A 20,543-nucleotide genomic window follows, 5' to 3' on the forward strand; every position below is an offset into this window, starting at 1 on the left:
TCGTGATTGGTGGAGTGAGCCTATTAATCCATGAATCAACTAACGGGGCCATTGAAGTGCGCGCCCGTTAGTTGTCAGCAAGTTTCAGACTTGTGGTGTATCCGCTGTTTCGGCGGCATCTTCACTGCGATGCAAGGCCACTTGACGAATCGACAGGCGAATCTCCGCCGGCAACACGCGTTTGGCAGCGCCTTCGGCCAATTCGCCGAGCAGTTCGTGGTAGCTCAACTTCCCGGCTTCGTCGCGACGCAGCACGTCGAGGTCGAGCAGGGTCTGGATGAAGTGGCGGAACAGGCTCTTGTCGAAGAACTCCGGGGCGTTCAAACCGTGGAGGATCGACAGGCGCTGGGCCATGACCGTGCACAGATCCTCCAGCTCTTCGGCGCTGATGCTGTTCTGGCCGCTGTTGAGCAGCAGGGACACGGTCATGTAGAAGCGCTGCAGGGTCTGCGCGATGCTTTTCGACAGCAGGGTCAGCAGCACAAAGTGCCGCGAACTTGGCGCCGGGCGCATGTACACGTCCTTCTCGAAACGCAGCAGGCCTTGCTCGACGAAGGCTTCCAGCCATTGGTCGACCACGCCGTCCAGTTCCTCCAGCGACCAGCGAATGAACAGCTCCGCCTGCAGGTACGGATACAGCGCGCGGGTGTAACGCAGGATCTGTTCGCGGCTCATGCGCGAGGTGCTCTGGAAGAAGCTCGCCAGCAGCGCCGGCAAGGCGAAGATGTGCAGCACGTTGTTGCGGTAGTAGGTCATCAGGACGGCGTTCTGCTCGTCCAGATAGAGAATCTTGCCCAACGCATCGTTCTGTTCGGACAGCAGATCCATGTCCTTCACATGCTCGATCAGCGCGCGACCATCGCCTTCCGGCAGGGTCGTGTGCGGCGAGTAAGGGACTTTGCGCAGCAGCGCCAGATACAGATCCAGCACCCGCGCCATGGCCCGATCGTCCAGTGCCAGACGCGTAGTCGAGAGCAGCGCCAGCGCCACCAGGTTGACCGGGTTGATCGCCGCTGCTTCGTTCAAGTGCTGCGCGACTTTCTCGCCAAGGCGGTTGGTGGTCTCGTTGAGCCACGCCGGTTTGTACTGCGGGCCGAGTTCCTGCTGGCGCCAGTCTGGCTGTTCGCTGTCGAGGAATTCCGCGAGTTTGATCGGCTCGCCGAAGTTCACCGCGACCTGACCGAAGCGCTGCTTGAGCGCGCCGATGACTTTGAAAATGTCGAAGATCGACTCTTTCTTCTTGCTCGCGCCACGCAGTTCGCCGAGGTAGGTGCGGCCTTCCAGCACGCGCTCGTAACCGATGTACACCGGCACGAAAACGATCGGCATCCGCGACGAACGCAGGAAGCTGCGCATCGTGATCGCGAGCATCCCGGTTTTCGGTTGCAGCATGCGCCCGGTGCGCGAGCGGCCGCCCTCGACGAAGTACTCGACCGGGAAACCTTTGGTGAACAGGGTGTGCAGGTATTCGTTGAACACCGAGGTGTACAGCGGATTGCCCTTGAATGTGCGGCGCATGAAGAACGCGCCGCCACGACGCAGCAGGCTGCCGATCACCGGCATGTTCAGGTTGATCCCGGCGGCGATGTGCGGCGGGGTCAGGCCGTTGCGGAACAGCAAGTACGACAGCAACAGATAGTCGATGTGGCTGCGGTGGCACGGCACGTAGATCACTTCGTGACCCTGGGCGACCTTCTGCACGCCTTCGATGTGGTTGACCTTGATCCCGTCGTAGATCTTGTTCCAGAACCAGCTCAGCACCACTTCGAGGAAGCGGATCGCGGTGTAGGTGTAGTCCGAGGCGATCTCGTTGCCGTAGCGCAGGGCCTGAGCCTTGGCTTTTTCCGGGGAGATGTTCTCGCGTTCGGCTTCGTCGAGGATCGCTTGCTTGACCAGTGGCTGGTTGAGCAGGCCTTTGACCAGGTTACGACGGTGCGAGATGTCCGGGCCGATGACGGCGGCTTTCAGATTGCGGAAGTGCACGCGCAGGATGCGCTGGGCCATGCGCACGGTGCGTTCGTGGCCCTTGTTGTGCTCGATCAGTTCGCGCAGGTGGATCGGCGCCGAGAACTGCACGCGAGTCTTGCGCCCCAGAACGATGATGCTCAGCAGTCGACGCAAGCGCCCGGTGACCGCCCAGCTGTCGGCGAACAGCAGCTTCCACGGACTGTTTTCGCTGTCCGGCGACTGGCCCCAGAACACGCTGACCGGAATGATCTGCGCGTCTTCGGCGGCATTCTGGGTCAGGGCGCTGACCAGACGGGTCAGGGTCGGCGGTGCGCCGCGCTTGTCCTGACGGCCGAGCCAGTCCGGGTCCGGCGTCAGATAGAAAAACGCCGCCGGTTCGATCAACGGCCCCACCGACACCGGCAGCACCGGACGCGGCAGACCGGCCTTGGTGCACTCGGTGTCGACCACCGCCAGATCGGTGAGCGAAGGGTTTTGCAGGACGTAGAACACCGGACGACTGCGGTCGAGGTTGAGGGTGAACGACGACTGGTTGATCGTCTCGGAGCGAACCCAGAGGTACAACAGTCGGCGCAAGGTGCCAAACACAAGACGGCGGAACGGGGAACGGGTCATACGGCTTCTGCGTGAGTGAATAAAACCGAGCGTTTGCTCGGGCGGTTGACAGTTTGCCGTATTCACCGAAAATCGGCAAAAAAGCGGCGAAGTAATCTCCTGTTGAGACTTTTTGCGCCTGTCATATACTCGGCAATCTGTCGCCGGGGCCCTTTATGGACGTCGGGCGCAGTCTGACGTTCCGCAAAGGCTTTCCTGCGAAAAGCCTGTTCAATAATAAAAAAGGAGTATGAACAGATGGCAACACGTGAAACCGGCAATGTGAAGTGGTTCAACGACGCCAAGGGCTACGGCTTCATTCAGCGCGACGACGGGGTGGACGTGTTCGTGCACTACCGCGCGATCCGTGGCGAAGGGCATCGCTCGCTGACTGAAGGTCAGCAGGTTGAATATGCGGTGGTGACCGGCGAGAAGGGTTTGCAGGCTGAGGATGTGGTAGGTCTGTAACACAACCCTCCAAAACACCCCAAAACCACTGTGGGAGCGGGCTTGCTCGCGAATGCGTCGTGTCTTCAGCACATGTGTAGCTGATACACCGCATTCGTCGGAACGCCGCCCGGAGCAAGCCCGCTCCCACATTTGGATCTGCGTTGTCCGGGATTACGCGGTTTTCCAGGTGATCTCTTCTTCACCGTCGGCGCTGATGCGAATCCAGCGATCAGCCGTTTCCTCACCCTCTTCCTCGACCCACGTGCCCGGTGCGCAACGCACTTCGACGTTCAGCGCGGCGAAAGCTGCACGGGCGCAGGCGATGTCGTCGTCCCATGGAGTCGCATCGCTTTCCAGGTACAGGCTGTTCCACTTGCCCACGGCTTTCGGCAGCCAGGTCACCGGGATGTTGCCGGCCTTGCACTTGTAGGTCTGGCCTTTCTGTACCCAGTCGCTGCACGGGCCCAGAGCCTCACCGAGCCAGGCGGAAATCGCCTTGTGGTCGACGTCGGCGTCTTTCAGGTAAATCTCGATATCCGGTTGGCGCATGGATGTCCTCACTGCGGGTCTGAAAAATCCATTCGCGGATTTAGCCGGCCCCGGGCACTTGCCCGAGACCAAAAGTTATTGAAGAACGAAATAATCGTAGCGCATCGATACGGTGGTCACGAACGGCTCGGCCTGTTCGATCACGGCGGCGCGGCGTTCGGCACTGGCGCGCCAGCCGTGGGGCGTCATCGCCAGCAGGTTGGCGCGATCCTCGGGCTTGTCCAGCGTCAGTTGGAATTCCAGAGTTTCGCTGTGCGCCAGCGCCATGCCTTCCGGCACCAGGGCCAGATGCTTGTCGTCGGTGTATTCGCGCACTTCGTCGTACAGACATTCGCGCAGTTCCATCAGGTGGCCGCTGGTCGGGCCGACCTTCATCAGGCCGCCGCCGACGCTGAGCAGGCGCTTGGCTTCCGCCCAGTCCAGAGGGCTGAAAACGCTGGCGAGAAACTGGCAACTGCCCGACGCCAATGGCACGCGGGCCATGCTGGCGATCAACCAGGTGATTGCCGGATTACGCTTGCAGGCGCGTTTGACCGCCTCGCGGGAGATGTCCAGTGCGTAGCCATCGGCGTCCGGCAGGGCATCGGCGATCTGTGCGGTGTAGTAACCCTCGCCGCAACCGATATCGACCCAGCGTGCCGGCGCATAACTCGCCGCCAGCTCGGCCAGACGCTTGGCCACCGGCGCGTAATGCCCGGCATTCAGGAAGTCGCGGCGCGCCTCGACCATCGCCTGATTGTCGCCAGGGTCACGGCTATTCTTGTGCTGCACCGGCAACAGGTTCAGGTAGCCCTGACGCGCGCGGTCGAAGCGGTGGCCGGCGGGGCAGACCACGCCGTTGTCGACGCTGTTCAGCGGTTCACTGCAGATCGGGCACGCGAGCATCAGGCGAGCAACTTGATCAGGGTCTGGTAGTAGATCTCGGTCAGCACGTCGAGATCGGCCGCCAGCACACGCTCGTTGACCTGGTGGATGGTCGCGTTGACGGGGCCCAGTTCAACAACCTGCGTGCCCATGGTCGCGATGAAGCGGCCATCGGAAGTGCCGCCGCTGGTCGACGCCTTGGTCTCACGGCCGGTGATGTCCTTGATGCTCGACGACACCGCGTCGAGCAGCGCGCCCGGCTCGGTGAGGAACGGCAGGCCGGACAGCGCCCAGTCGATGTGCCAATCCAGATTGTGTTTGTCGAGGATGTCGGCCACGCGTTTCTGCAGGCCTTCGACGGTGGATTCGGTGGAGAAGCGGAAGTTGAACACCGCCACCAGATCACCCGGGATCACGTTGGTCGCGCCGGTGCCGGAGTTGAGGTTGGAAATCTGGAAACTGGTCGGCGGGAAGAAATCGTTGCCGTGATCCCAGTGCTCGGCGGCCAGCTCGGCCAGTGCCGGGGCGGCGAGGTGGATCGGGTTCTTCGCCAGATGCGGGTAGGCCACGTGACCCTGCACACCGCGCACGGTGAGCTTGGCGCCCAGCGAGCCGCGACGACCGTTTTTCACTACGTCACCGACCAGTGTGGTGCTCGACGGTTCGCCGACGATGCACCAGTCCAGACGCTCCTTGCGCGCCACCAGACGTTCCACCACAGCCTTGGTGCCGTGGTGCGCCGGGCCTTCTTCGTCGCTGGTGATCAGGAACGCGACCTTGCCCTTGTGGTTCGGGTAGTCGGCGACAAAGCGCTCGGCGGCGACGGTCATCGACGCCAGGCTGCCTTTCATGTCCGCCGCGCCGCGACCGCAGAGCATGCCGTGTTCATCGATCACCGCGTTGAACGGGTCGATCTGCCAGGCGGTCACCGGACCGGTCGGCACCACGTCGGTGTGGCCGGCGAAGCACAGCACCGGGCCGTCGTCGTTGCCGTGGGTGGCCCAGAAGTTGTCCACGTCCTCGATGCGCATCGGCTCCAGGGTGAAACCGGCATCGCCCAGGCGCTGCATCATCTGCTTCTGGCAATCGGCGTCGACCGGCGTCACGGACGGACGGCGGATCAGGTCGATGGCGAGTTGAAGGGTCGGCGAAAGGTCGGCGTGGGCCGTCATGGAAAACTCCGGAGTCATGAATGTGGGCGCGGACTAACAATGTGGGAGCGAGCCTGCTCGCGAATGCGGTGTATCAGTCAACATAATCGGTGAATGTTACAAACCTTTCGCGAGCAGGCTCGCTCCCACAGGGATTAGAGGAGTGCCCCGCAAAATGGCGGTTATCTTAAAGCAAAACGGCGACCATTGGCCGCCGTTTAGTGGATCAAAGAGGAATTAGACGACAGGCGCCGGTTCAGGCGCTGTCGCAGGTTTTGGCAGCGACGAGAGGAACGCCATGATCAGCGCGGCCAGGTATGGCAGCGACTGCACCAGCAGCATTGCGACCCAGAAGCGCATGTCGTTGCTCGGAATGCCCTGCACCAGGTAGATCCCCAGCGCCGCGCCCCACAACAGCAGCATGATGAACAGCTCTTCGCGCGCTTCGGAAATCGCCACCCAGAAACCATGGTTGTCGGCGTTTTTCGGCGTGCGGAAGAACGGAATGCTGCTGGTGAAGAAGCCGTACAGCACCGCTTTGGCGATGGTGTGCGACAACGCCAGGCCAGCCAGTGCGGCGCAGAACGCATCCTTGAGGTTCACGCCGACGGCGCGACGGTAGAGGAAGATGATCTTGCCGACCTTGAACACGAACAGCGCCAATGGCGGGATTGCGAAAATCAGCAGCGGCGGATCGACCCGTTGCGGCACGATGATCATCGCCGCCGACCACAGCAGGGCGCCGACGGTGAAGAAGATGTTCATGCCGTCCGCGACCCATGGCAGCCAGCCCGCGAGGAAGTGGTAACGCTGGCCACGGGTCAGTTCGGTGTCCTTGCCGCGCAGCAGGCTGCGGGTGTGGCGCTTGATGATCTGGATCGCGCCATAGGCCCAGCGGAAACGCTGCTTCTTGAAGTCGATGAAGGTGTCCGGCATCAGACCCTTGCCGTAGCTGTCGTGGTAATACGCCGCGGACAGGCCTTTTTCGAACACGCGCAGGCCGAGTTCGGCGTCTTCACAGATGCACCAGTCGGCCCAGCCCAGCTCTTCCAGAACCGAACGGCGGGTCATGGTCATGGTGCCGTGCTGAATGATCGCGTCGCGGTCGTTACGGGTGACCATGCCAATGTGGAAGAAGCCCTTGTATTCGGCGTAGCAGAGCTTCTTGAAGGTGCTTTCGTTCTGGTCGCGGTAATCCTGCGGCGACTGCACCACGGCGATTTTCGGATCGGCGAAGTGCGGCACCATGTGCTTGAGCCAGTTCGGATGCACGCAGTAGTCGGAGTCGATCACCGCGATCACTTCGGCGTCCTTGGCGGTGTGCGGAATCAGGTAGTTCAGCGCACCGCCCTTGAACCCGGCCAATGGCGCAACGTGGAAGAACTTGAAACGCGGACCAAGAGTCGCGCAGTAGTCGCGCACCGGCTCCCACACGGCCGGGTCTTTGGTGTTGTTGTCGATGATCAGGACTTCGTAGTCCGGGTAATCGAGGGCGGCCAGGGCATCGAGGGTCTGTTTGACCATCTCCGGCGGCTCGTTGTAGCAAGGGACGTGGATCGAGACTTTCGGCCTGTAGTCCGAGTCGCCCACCACCGGCAGGAATTCACGCCGGCGCTTGTGGGTCCAGACCGCTTCGGCCAGTTCATGCGCCTCGGTCAGCAACACGATAAACACCCCGAGCGCACCCAGTGCCAGGAGGAAACCCACCGTCAGGCTGAACCACGTGCTGTATTGCTGGCTGTAGTCGTAACCGATCCACACCAGCACCGAACCGCAAAGGAACGCGATAAAGGTCAGGAAGGTGCGGCCACGCTGGCGCAGGGCCGAGCCGTCGATCATCAGCAGGGTCAGCGACAGCAGCGCCAGCACCACCGAACCGATGGCCAGCACGCGCCATTGCGGGATGGCGACCACCGGGCCTTCGAAGTTGAATTTCTGCTGGCGCGCGGCGTTGAACACGCCCCAGTAGGCGCCCACCGAACCTTCGTCACTGGCCTTCCACGGCTGGTCGAAGGCTTCGATCACGAAGTAGTTGAAGCCCTGACGGTTGAGTTTGTTGACCAGCGTACGCAGATAGATAGCCTGATCCGCCGGCGACGCATCGGCGCCACCACGCATGCGACCGTTGCTCGGCCAGCCGACTTCGGACAGCAGCAACGGTTTTTTCGGGAACAGCTTTTTCAGGTCACGGGCGCGGTCGAAGACGAACTGTCCGGCCTTGTCCACGGGGATGAATTCCCAGTAAGGCAGGACGTGCGCAGCGATCAGGTCAACGTGCTTGGCCAGTTCCGGGTGTTCTTCCCAGACGTGCCACTGCTCGGAGGTGGTCACCGGCACTTTCACCGCCGCGCGCACGCGATCCAGCAGCACGCTCAGTTGCTCGGCGGTGATTTCCTTGCGGAAGATCGCCTCGTTACCGACCACCACACGAACCACGCTGCGCGAGGTGTTGGCCAGTTCGATGGCGCGCTGGATCTCGCGCTCGTTGCGTTCCTGATCGGGGCTGATCCAGATCCCGAGGGTCACGCGCAGACCGAATTCTTCCGCCAGTTTCGGGATGTCCTGCAGCGAACCGTCGACCGAGTAGATGCGGATGTTGTCCGTCAGCTTGCTCATGATCTCCAGGTCGCGGCGCATTTCGTCGTCAGTCGGATACTGATCCTTCTGCGGGAACTGGCCCTGCTGGAATGGCGAATAAGAGAAACCGGAGATCTGCTCCGGCCAGTTGGGCGCGGAGACCGGGCGATTGATCAGCGCCCAGAAACCGGTGAACAGGGCGGCGATTGCCAGAACCACCACCAGGTTGAGACCAAATTTACGCGATGACATAGCTATTTCGGGTTCCAAAGGCTGTGGAACGAAGGAACGGATCGGCTTACGCCAAAAGGGCGCGAATCCTACACCGGCAGTTCACTGCTCGTACACCGGGCAGGAAAATGCCCGACATTGGGCAGTCCAACCTGATTTAAGTTCTTTAGTAACAGCTTGTAAGAGAAAACTTTGTTGCTTAGTTATAGCAATTCCCAGTGGCGAGGGAGCTTGCTCCCGCTGGACTGCGAAGCAGGCCGCTTTCAAAGGGCCGCTTCGCGACCCGGCGGGAGCAAGCTCCCTCGCCACAAGGCTTGCGCAAAACGGCTGCGTTCACCGTTCATAGCGTCAAAGATGCTCTTGGCCGCCGACGGCCCTATAATGCGCGCCGGTTTTTGGGGTAATGGTCATGAGTACAGAAGATCCGCGGTTTGCAGGCATCGCCCGTTTGTATGGCATCGAGGGCCTCGAGCGCCTGCGTGCGGCCCATGTGGCGATTGTCGGCGTCGGTGGCGTCGGTTCCTGGGCGGCGGAAGCCATGGCCCGCTGTGGCGTCGGCGAGATTTCGCTGTTCGACCTCGATGACGTCTGCGTCAGCAACGCCAACCGCCAGTTGCACGCGCTGGACAGCACCGTCGGCAAACCCAAGGTCGAAGTGATGGCCGAGCGCCTGCGCGGGATCAATCCGGATTGCACCGTGCATGCGGTGGCGGACTTCGTGACGCGCGACACCATGGCCGAGTACATCACACCGAACATCGACTGCGTGATCGACTGCATCGACGCGGTCAACGCCAAGGCTGCGCTGATCGCCTGGTGCAAACGCCGCAAGATCCAGATCATCACCACTGGCGGTGCCGGTGGGCAGATTGATCCGACGCTGATTCAGGTCTGCGACCTCAACCGCACGTTCAATGACCCGCTGGCCTCGAAAGTGCGCTCGACGTTGCGTCGTGATTATGGCTTTTCGCGCACCGTGACCCGGCATTACAGCGTGCCGTGTGTGTTCTCCACCGAACAACTGCGCTATCCGAAACCGGACGGCAGCATCTGTTTGCAGAAGAGTTTTGTCGGCGACGGGGTGAAGCTCGACTGCGCTGGTGGCTTTGGCGCGGTGATGATGGTCACGGCGACGTTCGGCATGGTCGCGGCGACCAAGGCGGTGGACAAGATTGTGGCGGGTGTGCGGCGGCCAGCGGATCGGGTGAAGCCTCAGGTTTGATTCTGGGGCTGATGGCCTCATCGCGAGCAGGCTCACTCCTACAGGGGGACGCATTCCAATTGTAGGAGTGAGCCTGCTCGCGATGGCTGCGAAGCAGCCGCTTTATTTAGCCAACTCATTCATCCGCTGGAGCACGGCATTCAAGCCATTACTGCGCGACGGCGACAACTGCCGCGAAAGTCCCAGCTGATTGAACCACTCGGGCAAATCCACCTGCCGCAACTCGGCAGCGCTCAAGCCGTTGACCCGCAACAGCAGCAACGCCACCAACCCACGAATCATCCGCGCATCGCTGGCAGCGCTGAACTGCCAGTGACCGTCCTGCAACTCACCCACCAGCCACATTTGGCTCTCACAGCCATGCACGCGATTGGCTTCACATTTGTCCGCGTCATCCAGCGGCGGCAGACGATCGCCAAACTGCATCAGCAACCGCGCGCGTTGTTCCCAACCGGCGGCATTCTGAAAGGTCTGCAGCGCTTCGGCGGCGGGGAGCGGCAGGCTCATCGCAGCAACTCCAGGGCCTGATCCAACGCCTCGAAGAAACGCTCCAGATCCTCGGAATCGTTGTACAGCGCCAGCGACACGCGAATCGCCCCGGCCAGTTCGAAGCTTTTCAGCAACGGCATGGCGCAGTGATGCCCGGCGCGCACGGCGATACCTTGCTCGGTCAGCAAGTGCGCCAGATCGGCGTTGTGCACACCCTCGACGACGAAACTCGCCAGCGCCAATTGCGGCTTGCCCAGCAGACGAATGCCGTTGCGCGCGGCCAGGCCTTGCAGCAGGTAGGCGTGCAGCGCCGCTTCATGGGCCGACACCGCGTCCTGATCCAGGCCAGCCAGATAATCGAGGGTCGCGCCGAGGCCGATCACGCTGGCAATCGGCGGCGTGCCCGCTTCGAAGCCCAGCGGGGCAGGGCGGAAGCGTGCATCGTGATAGTTGGCTTCCAGCACCATTTCGCCGCCGAACTGCCACGGCTGCAGTTGCTCAAGCGCCTTGTTGCGCCCGAACAGCACGCCGAGGCCATCGGGGCCGTACAGCTTGTGGCTGGAAAACACATAGAAGTCGCAACCCAGCGCCTGCACATCGTGGCGACCATGCACCACACCCTGGGCGCCATCGACCACGGTCAGCGCGTTGTGCGCCTTGGCCATCGCCAGCAGCGCTGGTAGCGGTTGCCAGGCACCGAGCACGTTGGACAGCTGACTGACCGCCAGCAAGCGAGTGCGCGGGGTGATCAAACGCACGGCGGCGCCGAGGTCGATCACGCCGTCGGCGTCCAGCGGCAGGATCACCAGTTTCAGCTCGCGACGCTGTGCCAGTTGCTGCCACGGCAGCAGGTTGGCGTGATGCTCCAGGGCGCTGATGACAATTTCATCGCCCGGGTGGAAAAGATGTTCCAGGCCATAGGCCAGGAAATTCAGCGCACTGGTGGCGCCATGGGTGAAGATGATCTGCCCGCTGTCACCGGCATTCAGCCACTGGGCAACCTTGAGCCGACTGTCTTCGAACGCCTGCGTCGCGTGGGCGCCGGGCAGATGCTGCGCACGATGCACATTGGCCGCGCCGTTGGCGTAGTAATGCGTCAGTGCGTCGAGCAGGGCCTGGGGTTTTTGCGTGGTGGCGGCGTTGTCCAGATAGGTCTGGTCTTGCCGTTGCAGGGCGGCGATGGCCGGAAAGTCGGCGCGCCAGGGGGAGGGAATCATCATAGGTTCAGCCCTGTGAACTTGGGCGGGGTGTACACAAGGCACTGTGGGAGCGAGCCTGCTCGCGAAGCTTTTTGCGACCTCAAGGACGCCTTCGCGAGCAGGCTCGCTCCCACAAGTGCCTGCGGCACTTAGTTGTGAGCGTGCAGCGCTTCGTTCAGCTCGATCGCCGATTTGTGGGTTTTGCACTCCACGGCACCGGTTTCCGAGTTGCGACGGAACAGCAGATCGGTCTGACCGGCCAGCTCGCGCGCCTTCACAACCTTGACCAGGTTGTTGTGCTCGTCCAGCAGCGCGACCTTGGTGCCGGCGGTCACGTACAGGCCCGACTCGACGGTGTTGCGGTCGCCCAACGGGATACCGATACCGGCGTTGGCGCCGATCAGGCAGCCTTCGCCGACCTTGATCACGATGTTGCCGCCGCCCGACAGGGTGCCCATGGTCGAGCAGCCGCCGCCAAGGTCCGAACCCTTGCCGACGAACACGCCAGCGGACACGCGGCCTTCGATCATGCCTGGGCCTTCGGTGCCGGCGTTGAAGTTGATGAAGCCTTCGTGCATCACGGTGGTGCCTTCGCCCACGTAAGCGCCCAGACGCAGACGTGCCGCGTCAGCGATACGCACACCGGCCGGTACCACGTAGTCGGTCATTTTCGGGAACTTGTCCACCGAGAACACTTCCAGCAGCTCGCCGCGCAGACGCGCTTCGAGTTGCAATTCGGCCAGTTCGCTCAGGTCGATTGCACCCTGGCTGGTCCAGGCCACGTTCGGCAGCAGCGGGAAGATCCCGGCCAGGCTTACGCCGTGTGGCTTGACCAGACGATGCGACAGCAGGTGCAGCTTGAGGTAGGCCTCAGGCGTCGAGGTCAGCTGTGCGTCTTCGGCCAGCAGGGTGGCGACCAGCGGCTTGTGGCTCTCGGCCAGACGGGTCAGCAGCTTGCCTTGAACGGCGTCGATGCCTTTGACTGCTTCAGCCAGTTGCGCAGCCTGTGCAGTGGTGAAGGTGATGGCCTGGTTGCCTTCGGTGTAACCGAGGATCGGCGCAACAGCGGCGACCAGTTCGGCCGACGGGTTGAGCAGTGGCTGAGCGTAGAACACTTCCAGCCAGGCGCCTTGACGGTTTTGCGTGCCGACACCAAAGGCGATGCTGAACAGAGAGTTGGACATGTGAATACCTCTAGCAATAAGTGACGGGCTGCTTACTTGAGTGCGGCCGCGTAGATGTCTGGCTTGAAGCCAATCAGGGTTCGGTCACCGAGATCGAGCACCGGGCGCTTGATCATCGAGGGTTGAGCGAGCATCAGTTCGATGGCTTTCGACTGGTCGAGATCGGCTTTACGTTCGTCGTCGAGTTTGCGAAAGGTCGTGCCTGCACGGTTCAACACCGTTTGCCAGCCGTGCTCGTCACACCATTGGGTCAGGTGCTCACGGTCGATACCGGCGGTTTTGTAATCGTGGAAGTCGTAGCTGACAGCGTGTTCATCGAGCCAGGTGCGCGCCTTCTTCATGGTGTCGCAGGCTTTGATGCCGAAAAGGTGCAACGTTTTACTTGAAACGGTCAAGGAATCGCCCCCTTTACAGGTGCTGGAAAAAAATGGTGTCGGATTATGCCATGACCAAAGCGTTTCGTCGGCCACGGTTGTCGTAACGCTGCAAAACCTGTGGGAGCGAGCCTGCTCGCGAAGGGGCCATGACAGGCAATATTTCTGTTGAAGGAGACACCGCATTCGCGAGCAGGCTCGCTCCCACAAGGGCAGTGCGACATAGGTGCAAACGCCAGACGCATCCTAAGCGGCTAATATGGCAGTTCAACGCTGTCGATTGTCTGAGATTTCCGCTTTATGCAAACCGCTTATACCGTCCTGATCCTGCTGATGCTGGTCAGCGTCTCCCGGCTGGTCGGACGGGTCGTCCCGCTGCCGCTGCCCCTCGTGCAAATCGCCGCCGGTGCCTTGCTGGCCTGGCCGACACTGGGCCTGCACGTCGCGCTGGACCCCGAATTGTTCCTGTTTCTGTTCCTGCCCCCGCTGCTGTTTTCCGACGGTTGGCGCATGCCCAAACGCGAGTTCTGGCATCTGCGCGGGCCGATCCTGACGCTGGCGGTTGGCCTGGTGCTGTTCACCGTGGTCGGCGCCGGGTACTTCATTCACTGGCTGTTGCCGAGCATTCCGCTGCCGGTGGCCTTCGCGCTGGCCGCCGTGCTCTCGCCGACCGACGCCGTGGCGGTCTCGGCGATCTCGCAGAACCGCTTGCCGACACCGCTGATGCACATCCTGCAAGGCGAGGCGTTGATGAACGATGCCTCGGGTCTGGTGACGTTCAAGTTTGCCTTGGTGGCGGCGGTGACCGGGGTGTTCTCGCTGGCCAATGCCAGCCTGACGTTCGTACTGGTGGCGGTCGGGGGCTTGGCCGTCGGCGTCGCGCTGAGCTGGCTGGTCGGGCGCTTGCGCGCGTGGATGATCGCCCGTGGCTGGGATGATCCGGCCACCCACGTGGTGTTCATGTTGCTGCTGCCGTTCGCCGCCTATGTATTGGCCGAGCGACTGGGTGCATCGGGGATTCTTTCGGCTGTCGCGGCGGGGATGATGCAGAGCTGGCTCGATCTGCTGCCGCGGCAGACCAGCACCCGGCTACTCAATCGCAGCGTCTGGTCGCTGCTTGAGTTTGCCTTCAACGGCCTGATCTTTCTGCTGCTGGGTCTGCAATTGCCGGACATCATCAAGGCCGTGGTCAGCCACGAACCGACGTTGTGGCCGACGCTGATGTACCGTGGCCTCGACGTGGTGGCGATTTTCCTCGCGCTGGTGCTGTTGCGCTTTATCTGGGTGCAGAGCATCTGGCGTTTGTCGGTGCTGCTGCGACGGCTGCGCGGCAAGGGCGACCTGACGCAAGTGCCGACCGCTCGATCTTGCTGGCTGCTGACTGTCGGCGGAGTGCGCGGGGCGGTGACGCTGGCCGGTGTGATGTCGGTACCGATGTTGATGGGGGCCGAGGCGTTCCCCGAGCGTGATCTGCTGATTTTCATCGCCGCCGGGGTGATTCTGTTGTCGCTGATTTGCGCCTGCATCGCCCTGCCGTTGCTGCTGCGCGGCATCGAGAAAAGCCCGGACGACAAACGCCGCCAGGAAGTGCGCGACGCCTGGCGCAAGACCGCCGAGGCGGCGATCCATGCGCTGGAAACCGAAGAGGTCGGCCCGCAGGATGCGGCGCAGGCCGCACTCTCGGCGGAACTCAAGGCGCGGATCATGTCCGAGTATCGTCATCAGCTCGACGTGTTCAATGATTCGGCCGAAGCCCAGGCGCTGGCGTTCCAGATGGATCTGCTGGAACGCCGCTTGCGCTTGAAGGCGTTGCGGGCGCAGCGCCTGGAGTTGTATAGCCTCAGTCGTCAGCACCAGATCGGTGATGACGTGTTGCGTGAGGTATTGGGTGAGCTGGATTTGAGTGAGGCGAATCTGGGTCAGGTCAAATAGCCTGACACGGACCTGATGCGATCACTCACTCGCGGGGCAGGGATAAGCGTTCGCCATGAAGATTTTGTCCTTTTCGCTGAGATCCAGATTAATGAAGAGCTGGAAGTCTCCGATGGTCCAGGACTGGCTGATGCGATAGTGCATGATCGACTTTGGATCGTATTCCGAATAAATGCTTTCGTCGGGATTGCCGCGGTCAAAGTACCAGTCGTGCAGGCGTTTGCGCGTCACGCTGGCCTGGGAGTCGTCTTCTTCCGGGTCGGCGGTGATTCCAAATTGTGCATAGATGGCTGGCTTGTCCCAAGGAATATCTGCCGTGGGATTGGTCTGTTCATGCTCCGCGCCCAGCATGTGACCGAACTCATGCATGACATTGGCTGCGAAGTAACGTGCCTGACTGGGTGGATGGGGCCAGAGTGTCATGGTCGGCTCATCGGGGTGTAGCAGAGCATCCGTACCTATCCGGGAGGAAAACGTTCCTTCCTGACTGAGTATGCGGATGTCGCCCACTTCACCTTCAACGAAATCGAATTTCAAGTTGATGTGCGGCAACCAGTTGCTGGCAGCGGCAATGGTCGCGTCCTTGAATTCCTGCGTACCGTTGAGGAAGGCGATGCGGAGAGTGCTGCCGGGAGTCCAGAATTTTGCCGGATTGTTTTTAGCCCACATTTTACTGAACCTCCGAAGTGCATTTGATGTTGCGGGAGGTGCGTGTGGTTTCGGTTTTTTTGTTTGGCTGAAGCCGGGTTGAGTGCATAACTGAACATCCATGTTTTCGTTCGTCATATGTAACTTCTCGGGCTGCTTTTTGTTCCCGGAAAGTCGCTTTGAATGAAGGATGCTAGTTGCTGCGCCTGAGCAGGTAAATTGGATATGTGTACGATTCTATGACGGATTACCGTGCCAACAGAACTGGCACGGTAAAGATGTGATTCAACGTGGGTAAATCAACCGCATGAGCTGTTTGTCTTTATCACTGATTTCGCGATTGATCGGATTCGCCCAATTGCCAAGCGTCAAATTGTTGGGAACAGGATGGTGCATGATGGATTTTCGATCGTATGGCAAGTAAAGCGCGTCGGCATCGTCAAAAGGCGTAAATATATTGTCGTCAACTTCGGCTCGCGACAGTGGATTCATCGGTCTGTTCTGGTAGTAGTTGTAAACATTTTCTTTATTCCAGGGGATTTGCGCCTTGGGGTGCTGGTGTTCGTGCATCGCGCCGAGTGCGTGGCCAAACTCGTGGATGACGACCGTCTCGAAGTCTTCGTGTTCGGGGTCGATGCCAAGGTTCATGGTTGGCGTGTCAGGAAACATATCCAGTGCATCGGTACCCAGAAATGAACTGTTCACCACACCCTCGGTGGCGATTCGGATCTCACCCTCTACGCCTTCAACGAACTCAAACTTCAAACTGATATAAGGAAGCCATTTTTCGGCGGCGGCAATGATTTTATCTTTGTGTTCCGGAGTTGGGTTATCCATGAAAGCTATTTTAAGAGTGTGTCGGCTTGGCCAAAGTTTGTCGTAGTGTACCAACGAGCGTTTTTTTCGGCTGTTGTTAAGGGCGCTGGATTTGAGTTCTTTAGCCGGTTTTTGCAGCGTGCAATATTGAAAGTTGTCCATGCTTTGTCTTGCTCCTTGATTTGTCTTTTTGGTTGTTTCGCGCATGCAAAAAACCACTGCGCGAGATTAAGCTTCGGGCAGTGTCTGGAGTAGTCGTAAAGTGGTTTTAAATGTAACTTGAGGGGTATGTCCGTGCCAGATGACTGGCACGGATATTAAAAACTCAGTGTTGGCGGGTGATGAAGTCGCGGATCCGTTCTGCAGCTTCAACACATTCAGCCAAAGGCGCAACCAGTGCCATGCGCACGCGCCCGGCGCCCGGATTCACGCCGTCGACCTCGCGCGACAGATACGAGCCTGGCACGACAGTCACATGTTCCTGCTCGAACAGGTCGCGGCAGAATGCGGCATCGTCACCGGCCACGTTCGGCCAGAGGTAGAAGCTGCCGTCCGGACGCTGTACGTCCATCACCGGGCTGAGAATTGCCAGCACTGCGTCGAACTTCTCGCGGTACAGCGCACGGTTGGCGCGTACATGCACTTCGTCATTCCACGCCGCAACGCTGGCCAGTTGGGTTTGCACCGGCATCGCGCAACCGTGGTAGGTGCGGTACAGCAGGAAACCCTTGAGGATATCCGCGTCACCGGCGACGAACCCGGAGCGCAGGCCCGGCAGATTGGAGCGCTTGGACAGGCTGTGGAACACCACGCAACGCTTGAAGTCCTTGCGGCCCAGTTCGACGCAGGCGCTGAGCAGGCCCGGCGGCGGGGTCTGTTCGTCGAAGTACAGTTCGCTGTAGCACTCGTCGGCGGCGATCACAAAGTCGTATTCGTCGGCCAGGGCGATGAGTTTTTTCAGTACATCAACCGGGATCAGTGCGCCGGTCGGGTTGCCTGGCGAGCACAGAAACAGGATCTGGCAGCGTTTCCAGATGTCCGGTGACACGGCGTCGAAATCCGGGTTGAAGCCGTTTTCGTCCAGGCAAGGCAGGTAGTGCGGCTTGGCCCCGGCGAGGAACGCTGCGCCTTCGTAGATCTGATAGAACGGGTTCGGGCTGACCACCAGTGCATCGTCGCCACGGTTGACCACAGTCTGGGTGAAGGCGAACAGCGCTTCGCGGGTACCGTTGACCGGCAGCACATTGCGCGCCGGATCGATCCAGCCGCTCGGTACGCCAAAACGACGTTCGCACCAGCCGGCGATGGCTTCGCGCAGGGCCGGGATGCCGAGGGTGGTCGGATACACCGCCATCTGATCCAGATTGTTCGCCAGCGCTTCGGCGACAAAGCTTGGCGAGCGATGTTTCGGCTCGCCGATCGACAGGGCGATCGGGCGTTTGTCCGGGTTCGGCGTGACCGTGCCAAGCAGCGCGCGGAGTTTTTCGAACGGGTAGGGCTGGAGCTGCGTCAGAGCGTTGTTCATGGGGGGCCTCGTTCAATGTGGGAGCGAGCTTGCTCGCTCCCACAGGGGGGAATTGCTGGATCAAATACTGATGCGCGAAAGCTTGATATCCGGTTCCTGATTGACGCTCAGTTGCTCGACGATTGCGTCCTGCAGGCGACTGCACAGCAGCGGGTCGGAGAGCGGCTGGTTGTGGGCGTCGGTGATAAAGAACACGTCTTCTACGCGTTCGCCCAGGGTCGCAATCTTGGCGTTCTGCAGCGACAGGTCGAACTCGAGGAAGATCCCGCCGATCCGTGCCAGCAGGCCCGGGCGATCCGGTGCCGTCAGTTCCAGCACTGTCACCGGACGCTGGGCGTCGTTGTGGATCGTCACCTGCGGCGCGAAGGCGAAGTGCTTGAGCTGGCGCGGCACCCGGCGCTGGATGATCGTCGGGTAGTCGTCGGGGTTACGCAGGGCGTCGGTCAGGCCGTCGCGAATCTGTTTGACCCGCGCCGGGTTGTCGCCGATCGAGTCGCCGTCGGTGTCGAGCACGATGTAGGTGTCGAGGGTGAACTGGCTGCTCGAAGTGATGACCCGGGCGTCGTGAATGTTCAGGTTGAGCTGGTCCATCGCGGCCACGGTTACGGCGAAGAAGTCGTGCTGGTCCGGGGCGTAGATGAAGATCTGCGTGCCGCCCTCGAACTCGCGCTGGGTGGTTTCCTTGATCAGCACCAGCGGACCGCCATCGGCCGGCTGCTGCAGGATCGCGTCACTGTGCCAGGCCACATCGCCGGCTGTGTGACGCAGGAAATAGTCATCGCCCAACTGTGCCCACAACTGCTCGACATCGTCCGGATCAGTGCCACCGCGCACCAGGATGTCCAGCGCCGCACTCTGGGTCTGGCGGATCTGCTCTTCGCGATCCACCGGATTTTCCAGGCCACGGCGCAGAGCGCGTTTGGTCTCGGTGTAGAGCTGGCGCAGCAGGCTGGCGCGCCACGAATTCCAAAGCGTCGGGTTGGTCGCGTTGATGTCGGCCACGGTAAGCACATACAGGTAATCCAGACGGGTTTCGTCGCTGACGATCTGCGCGAAGTCGTGGATCACCTGTGGATCGGACAGATCCTTGCGCTGCGCGGTGGTCGACATCACCAGATGGTTCTGCACCAGCCAGACGATCAGGCGGCTGTCCCACAGCGGCAACTGATGGCGCTGGCAGAACGCTTCGGCATCGACTGCGCCGATGTCCGAGTGATCGCCATGCCGGCCCTTGCCGATGTCGTGATACAGGCCGGCCATGTAGATCAGTTCGGGCTTGGGCAGTTTGGCCATTAGCTTGGCGGCCAACGGGAATTTTTCCGACACCTGGGTGTACTGCAACTTACGCAGGTGCTTGATCAGGTTCAGGGTATGCGCATCGACCGTATAGATGTGGAACAGGTCGTGCTGCATCTGCCCAACGATGAAGCCGAACTCCGGCAGATAGCGCCCGAGGATGCCGTAGCGGTTCATCCGGCGCAGGTTGCGGTGCACGCCGATCTTGCACTTGAACAGCTCGATGAACAGGCTGGTGTTGCGGATATCGTTGCGGAAGTTGTCGTCGATCAGGTGCCGGTTCTCGCGCAGCAGACGAATGGTGTCAGCGCGCACGCCTTTGATTTCCGGTTGCTGGGCCATCAGCACGAAGATCTCGAGCATGGCGAACGGCGTGCGGCGGAATACGTTGTCGTTGCGTGCTTCGATGTAGCCGTCGTGCAACTGGAAGCGCGAGTTGATCGGCTGCGGCGGTGCTTCGTCTTCCGGGGCGAGGATCACTTCCTCGAAGTGCTGGATGATCAGGTCGCTGAGCTGGGCGATGCTCATCACCACGCGGAAGTACTGCTGCATGAAGTTTTCGACCGCCTGTTTGGCGTCGTCGCCTTCAAAACCGAGCAGGCCGGCGATGGTCCGTTGATGATCGAACAGCAGACGGTCTTCCGAGCGCCCGGCGAGCATGTGCAGGGCGTAACGCACTTTCCAGAGGAACTCCTGGGATGACGCCAATAGGGCGTTTTCGCTCTCGACCAGGAAACCTTCACCGGCGAGGGCGCGCAGGTTCAGGGTGCCGTACTGACGCCGGGCCACCCACAAAATCGTCTGGATATCCCGCAGGCCACCGGGCGAGCCTTTGACGTTGGGTTCCAGGTTGTATTCGGTGTCGTTGTACTTGTGGTGACGGGCCTTTTGCTCGGCGCGTTTGGCCAGGAAAAACTCCTTGGCCGGCCACATGTGCGCGGTGCTGGTGACATCGAGCATGCGCTGGCGCAGGCGCTCGGGGCCGCAGATGGTGCGGCTTTCCATCAGGTTGGTGACCACCGTCAGGTCGGCGCGGGCCTCTTCGGCGCATTCGTCGACCGAGCGTACGCTCTGACCGACTTCCAGGCCGATGTCCCACAGCAGCGTCAGAAAACGCTCGATGGAATCGCGGAAGACTTCGTGATCGGCGCTGTCCAGCAGGATCAGCAGGTCGATGTCGGAATAGGGGTGCAACTCACCACGGCCGTAGCCGCCGACCGCGACCAGTGCGATATCGGCGTCTTCGCTCCAGTTGAACTGCTCCCAGGCTTTTTGCAGGATGTTGTCGACGAACCACGCACGGTCTTCGATCAGTCGGCGGATGTCGCGGCCACTGCGAAAACGCGTGTCGAGGACCTCGCGCGCCTGGCGGATCGCCTTCTTGAACGCCGCGATGGGACTCGCTTTCAGGGCCAGTTCAGCCTGGAACTGGCCGCGGTCGAAGAGTTCGGGATCCACCTGCGGCATCGATTGG

At 61.0% G+C, this 20,543-nt stretch carries 16 protein-coding genes; 3 read left to right on the forward strand and 13 right to left on the reverse strand.

Annotation, left to right across the window (positions count from 1 at the left end; genetic code table 11):
- Positions 1–84: 84 nt before the first annotated feature.
- Positions 85–2,583, reverse strand: a complete 2,499-nt coding sequence (plsB, locus tag CRO59_RS03480) for a glycerol-3-phosphate 1-O-acyltransferase PlsB (protein WP_097086427.1) — start codon at positions 2,581–2,583, stop codon at positions 85–87.
- Positions 2,584–2,820: 237 nt separating this feature from the next.
- On the opposite strand from plsB, the gene CRO59_RS03485 reads away from it, so the two are divergent.
- Positions 2,821–3,030 (forward strand): cold-shock protein, encoded by a 210-nt coding sequence (locus tag CRO59_RS03485; protein ID WP_003222087.1) that lies wholly within the window; start codon positions 2,821–2,823, stop codon positions 3,028–3,030.
- 153 nt (positions 3,031–3,183) lie between these two features.
- On the opposite strand, the gene CRO59_RS03490 is transcribed toward CRO59_RS03485, so the two are convergent.
- The 4 genes from CRO59_RS03490 to CRO59_RS03505 form a co-directional block, all read right to left on the reverse strand.
- Positions 3,184–3,561 (reverse strand): hypothetical protein, encoded by a 378-nt coding sequence (locus CRO59_RS03490; protein ID WP_007964251.1) that lies wholly within the window; start codon positions 3,559–3,561, stop codon positions 3,184–3,186.
- Between the two features lie 75 nt (positions 3,562–3,636).
- A complete protein-coding gene (locus tag CRO59_RS03495) occupies positions 3,637–4,446 on the reverse strand; it encodes a putative RNA methyltransferase (RefSeq protein WP_097086429.1) in 810 nt (269 codons plus the stop codon).
- Positions 4,446–5,597 carry a succinyl-diaminopimelate desuccinylase gene (gene dapE, locus CRO59_RS03500; protein ID WP_027611017.1) on the reverse strand — a complete coding sequence of 384 codons (1,152 nt, stop codon included), beginning with the start codon at positions 5,595–5,597 and terminating at the stop codon, positions 4,446–4,448. The genes CRO59_RS03495 and dapE overlap by 1 nt, the downstream gene beginning before the upstream one ends.
- A gap of 216 nt (positions 5,598–5,813) precedes the next feature.
- The gene (locus CRO59_RS03505; protein WP_096795823.1) at positions 5,814–8,405 is read right to left on the reverse strand and encodes a glycosyltransferase; all 2,592 of its coding nucleotides are present in this window, start codon (positions 8,403–8,405) and stop codon (positions 5,814–5,816) included.
- A gap of 382 nt (positions 8,406–8,787) precedes the next feature.
- Between CRO59_RS03505 and tcdA the strand changes: the two genes are divergently transcribed.
- A complete protein-coding gene (tcdA, locus tag CRO59_RS03510) occupies positions 8,788–9,606 on the forward strand; it encodes a tRNA cyclic N6-threonylcarbamoyladenosine(37) synthase TcdA (protein WP_003222099.1) in 819 nt (272 codons plus the stop codon).
- 102 nt (positions 9,607–9,708) lie between these two features.
- On the opposite strand, the gene CRO59_RS03515 is transcribed toward tcdA, so the two are convergent.
- The 4 genes from CRO59_RS03515 to CRO59_RS03530 all read right to left on the reverse strand — a co-directional run bounded on the left by CRO59_RS03515 (position 9,709) and on the right by CRO59_RS03530 (position 12,873).
- The gene (locus CRO59_RS03515) at positions 9,709–10,113 is read right to left on the reverse strand and encodes a SufE family protein (protein WP_097086431.1); all 405 of its coding nucleotides are present in this window, start codon (positions 10,111–10,113) and stop codon (positions 9,709–9,711) included.
- Entirely contained in the window at positions 10,110–11,315 is a 1,206-nt protein-coding gene (locus CRO59_RS03520) for an aminotransferase class V-fold PLP-dependent enzyme (protein ID WP_097086433.1), read from the reverse strand. The genes CRO59_RS03515 and CRO59_RS03520 overlap by 4 nt, the downstream gene beginning before the upstream one ends.
- 128 nt (positions 11,316–11,443) lie before the next feature.
- Positions 11,444–12,478 carry a 2,3,4,5-tetrahydropyridine-2,6-dicarboxylate N-succinyltransferase gene (dapD, locus tag CRO59_RS03525; RefSeq protein WP_007954762.1) on the reverse strand — a complete coding sequence of 345 codons (1,035 nt, stop codon included), beginning with the start codon at positions 12,476–12,478 and terminating at the stop codon, positions 11,444–11,446.
- 32 nt (positions 12,479–12,510) lie between these two features.
- A complete protein-coding gene (locus CRO59_RS03530) occupies positions 12,511–12,873 on the reverse strand; it encodes an ArsC family reductase (RefSeq protein ID WP_003222107.1) in 363 nt (120 codons plus the stop codon).
- A 279-nt stretch (positions 12,874–13,152) separates the two neighbouring features.
- On the opposite strand from CRO59_RS03530, the gene CRO59_RS03535 reads away from it, so the two are divergent.
- Positions 13,153–14,784, forward strand: a complete 1,632-nt coding sequence (locus CRO59_RS03535) for a Na+/H+ antiporter (RefSeq protein ID WP_027611022.1) — start codon at positions 13,153–13,155, stop codon at positions 14,782–14,784.
- 21 nt (positions 14,785–14,805) lie between these two features.
- Here the strand turns inward: CRO59_RS03535 and CRO59_RS03540 are convergent, their stop codons facing one another.
- The 4 genes from CRO59_RS03540 to CRO59_RS03555 form a co-directional block, all read right to left on the reverse strand.
- Positions 14,806–15,570 carry a hypothetical protein gene (locus CRO59_RS03540; protein ID WP_256578353.1) on the reverse strand — a complete coding sequence of 255 codons (765 nt, stop codon included), beginning with the start codon at positions 15,568–15,570 and terminating at the stop codon, positions 14,806–14,808.
- Between the two features lie 147 nt (positions 15,571–15,717).
- A complete protein-coding gene (locus CRO59_RS03545; RefSeq protein WP_097086437.1) occupies positions 15,718–16,410 on the reverse strand; it encodes a M12 family metallopeptidase in 693 nt (230 codons plus the stop codon).
- Between the two features lie 163 nt (positions 16,411–16,573).
- On the reverse strand, positions 16,574–17,773 hold the full coding sequence (gene dapC, locus CRO59_RS03550) for a succinyldiaminopimelate transaminase (protein WP_097086439.1): 1,200 nt from the start codon (positions 17,771–17,773) through the stop codon (positions 16,574–16,576).
- Between the two features lie 60 nt (positions 17,774–17,833).
- The gene (locus CRO59_RS03555) at positions 17,834–20,536 is read right to left on the reverse strand and encodes a [protein-PII] uridylyltransferase (RefSeq protein WP_097086441.1); all 2,703 of its coding nucleotides are present in this window, start codon (positions 20,534–20,536) and stop codon (positions 17,834–17,836) included.
- Positions 20,537–20,543 lie beyond the last annotated feature (7 nt).

It is taken from the genome of Pseudomonas sp. LAMO17WK12:I5 (assembly GCF_900215165.1).
Classification (GTDB): domain Bacteria; phylum Pseudomonadota; class Gammaproteobacteria; order Pseudomonadales; family Pseudomonadaceae; genus Aquipseudomonas; species Aquipseudomonas putida_A.

Bases quoted from the DNA above. Each gene is read 5' to 3' on its own strand.
- dapD (WP_007954762.1), bottom strand. From the start codon at position 12,478: ATGTCCAACTCTCTGTTCAGCATCGCCTTTGGTGTCGGCACGCAAAAC.
- CRO59_RS03505 (WP_096795823.1), bottom strand. From the start codon at position 8,405: ATGTCATCGCGTAAATTTGGTCTCAACCTGGTGGTGGTTCTGGCAATC.
- CRO59_RS03545 (WP_097086437.1), bottom strand. From the start codon at position 16,410: ATGGACAACTTTCAATATTGCACGCTGCAAAAACCGGCTAAAGAACTC.
- dapE (WP_027611017.1), bottom strand. From the start codon at position 5,597: ATGACGGCCCACGCCGACCTTTCGCCGACCCTTCAACTCGCCATCGAC.
- CRO59_RS03485 (WP_003222087.1), top strand. From the start codon at position 2,821: ATGGCAACACGTGAAACCGGCAATGTGAAGTGGTTCAACGACGCCAAG.
- tcdA (WP_003222099.1), top strand. From the start codon at position 8,788: ATGGTCATGAGTACAGAAGATCCGCGGTTTGCAGGCATCGCCCGTTTG.
- CRO59_RS03535 (WP_027611022.1), top strand. From the start codon at position 13,153: ATGCAAACCGCTTATACCGTCCTGATCCTGCTGATGCTGGTCAGCGTC.
- CRO59_RS03520 (WP_097086433.1), bottom strand. From the start codon at position 11,315: ATGATGATTCCCTCCCCCTGGCGCGCCGACTTTCCGGCCATCGCCGCC.
- CRO59_RS03515 (WP_097086431.1), bottom strand. From the start codon at position 10,113: ATGAGCCTGCCGCTCCCCGCCGCCGAAGCGCTGCAGACCTTTCAGAAT.
- dapC (WP_097086439.1), bottom strand. From the start codon at position 17,773: ATGAACAACGCTCTGACGCAGCTCCAGCCCTACCCGTTCGAAAAACTC.
- CRO59_RS03490 (WP_007964251.1), bottom strand. From the start codon at position 3,561: ATGCGCCAACCGGATATCGAGATTTACCTGAAAGACGCCGACGTCGAC.
- CRO59_RS03495 (WP_097086429.1), bottom strand. From the start codon at position 4,446: ATGCTCGCGTGCCCGATCTGCAGTGAACCGCTGAACAGCGTCGACAAC.
- plsB (WP_097086427.1), bottom strand. From the start codon at position 2,583: ATGACCCGTTCCCCGTTCCGCCGTCTTGTGTTTGGCACCTTGCGCCGA.
- CRO59_RS03540 (WP_256578353.1), bottom strand. From the start codon at position 15,570: ATGACGAACGAAAACATGGATGTTCAGTTATGCACTCAACCCGGCTTC.
- CRO59_RS03555 (WP_097086441.1), bottom strand. From the start codon at position 20,536: ATGCCGCAGGTGGATCCCGAACTCTTCGACCGCGGCCAGTTCCAGGCT.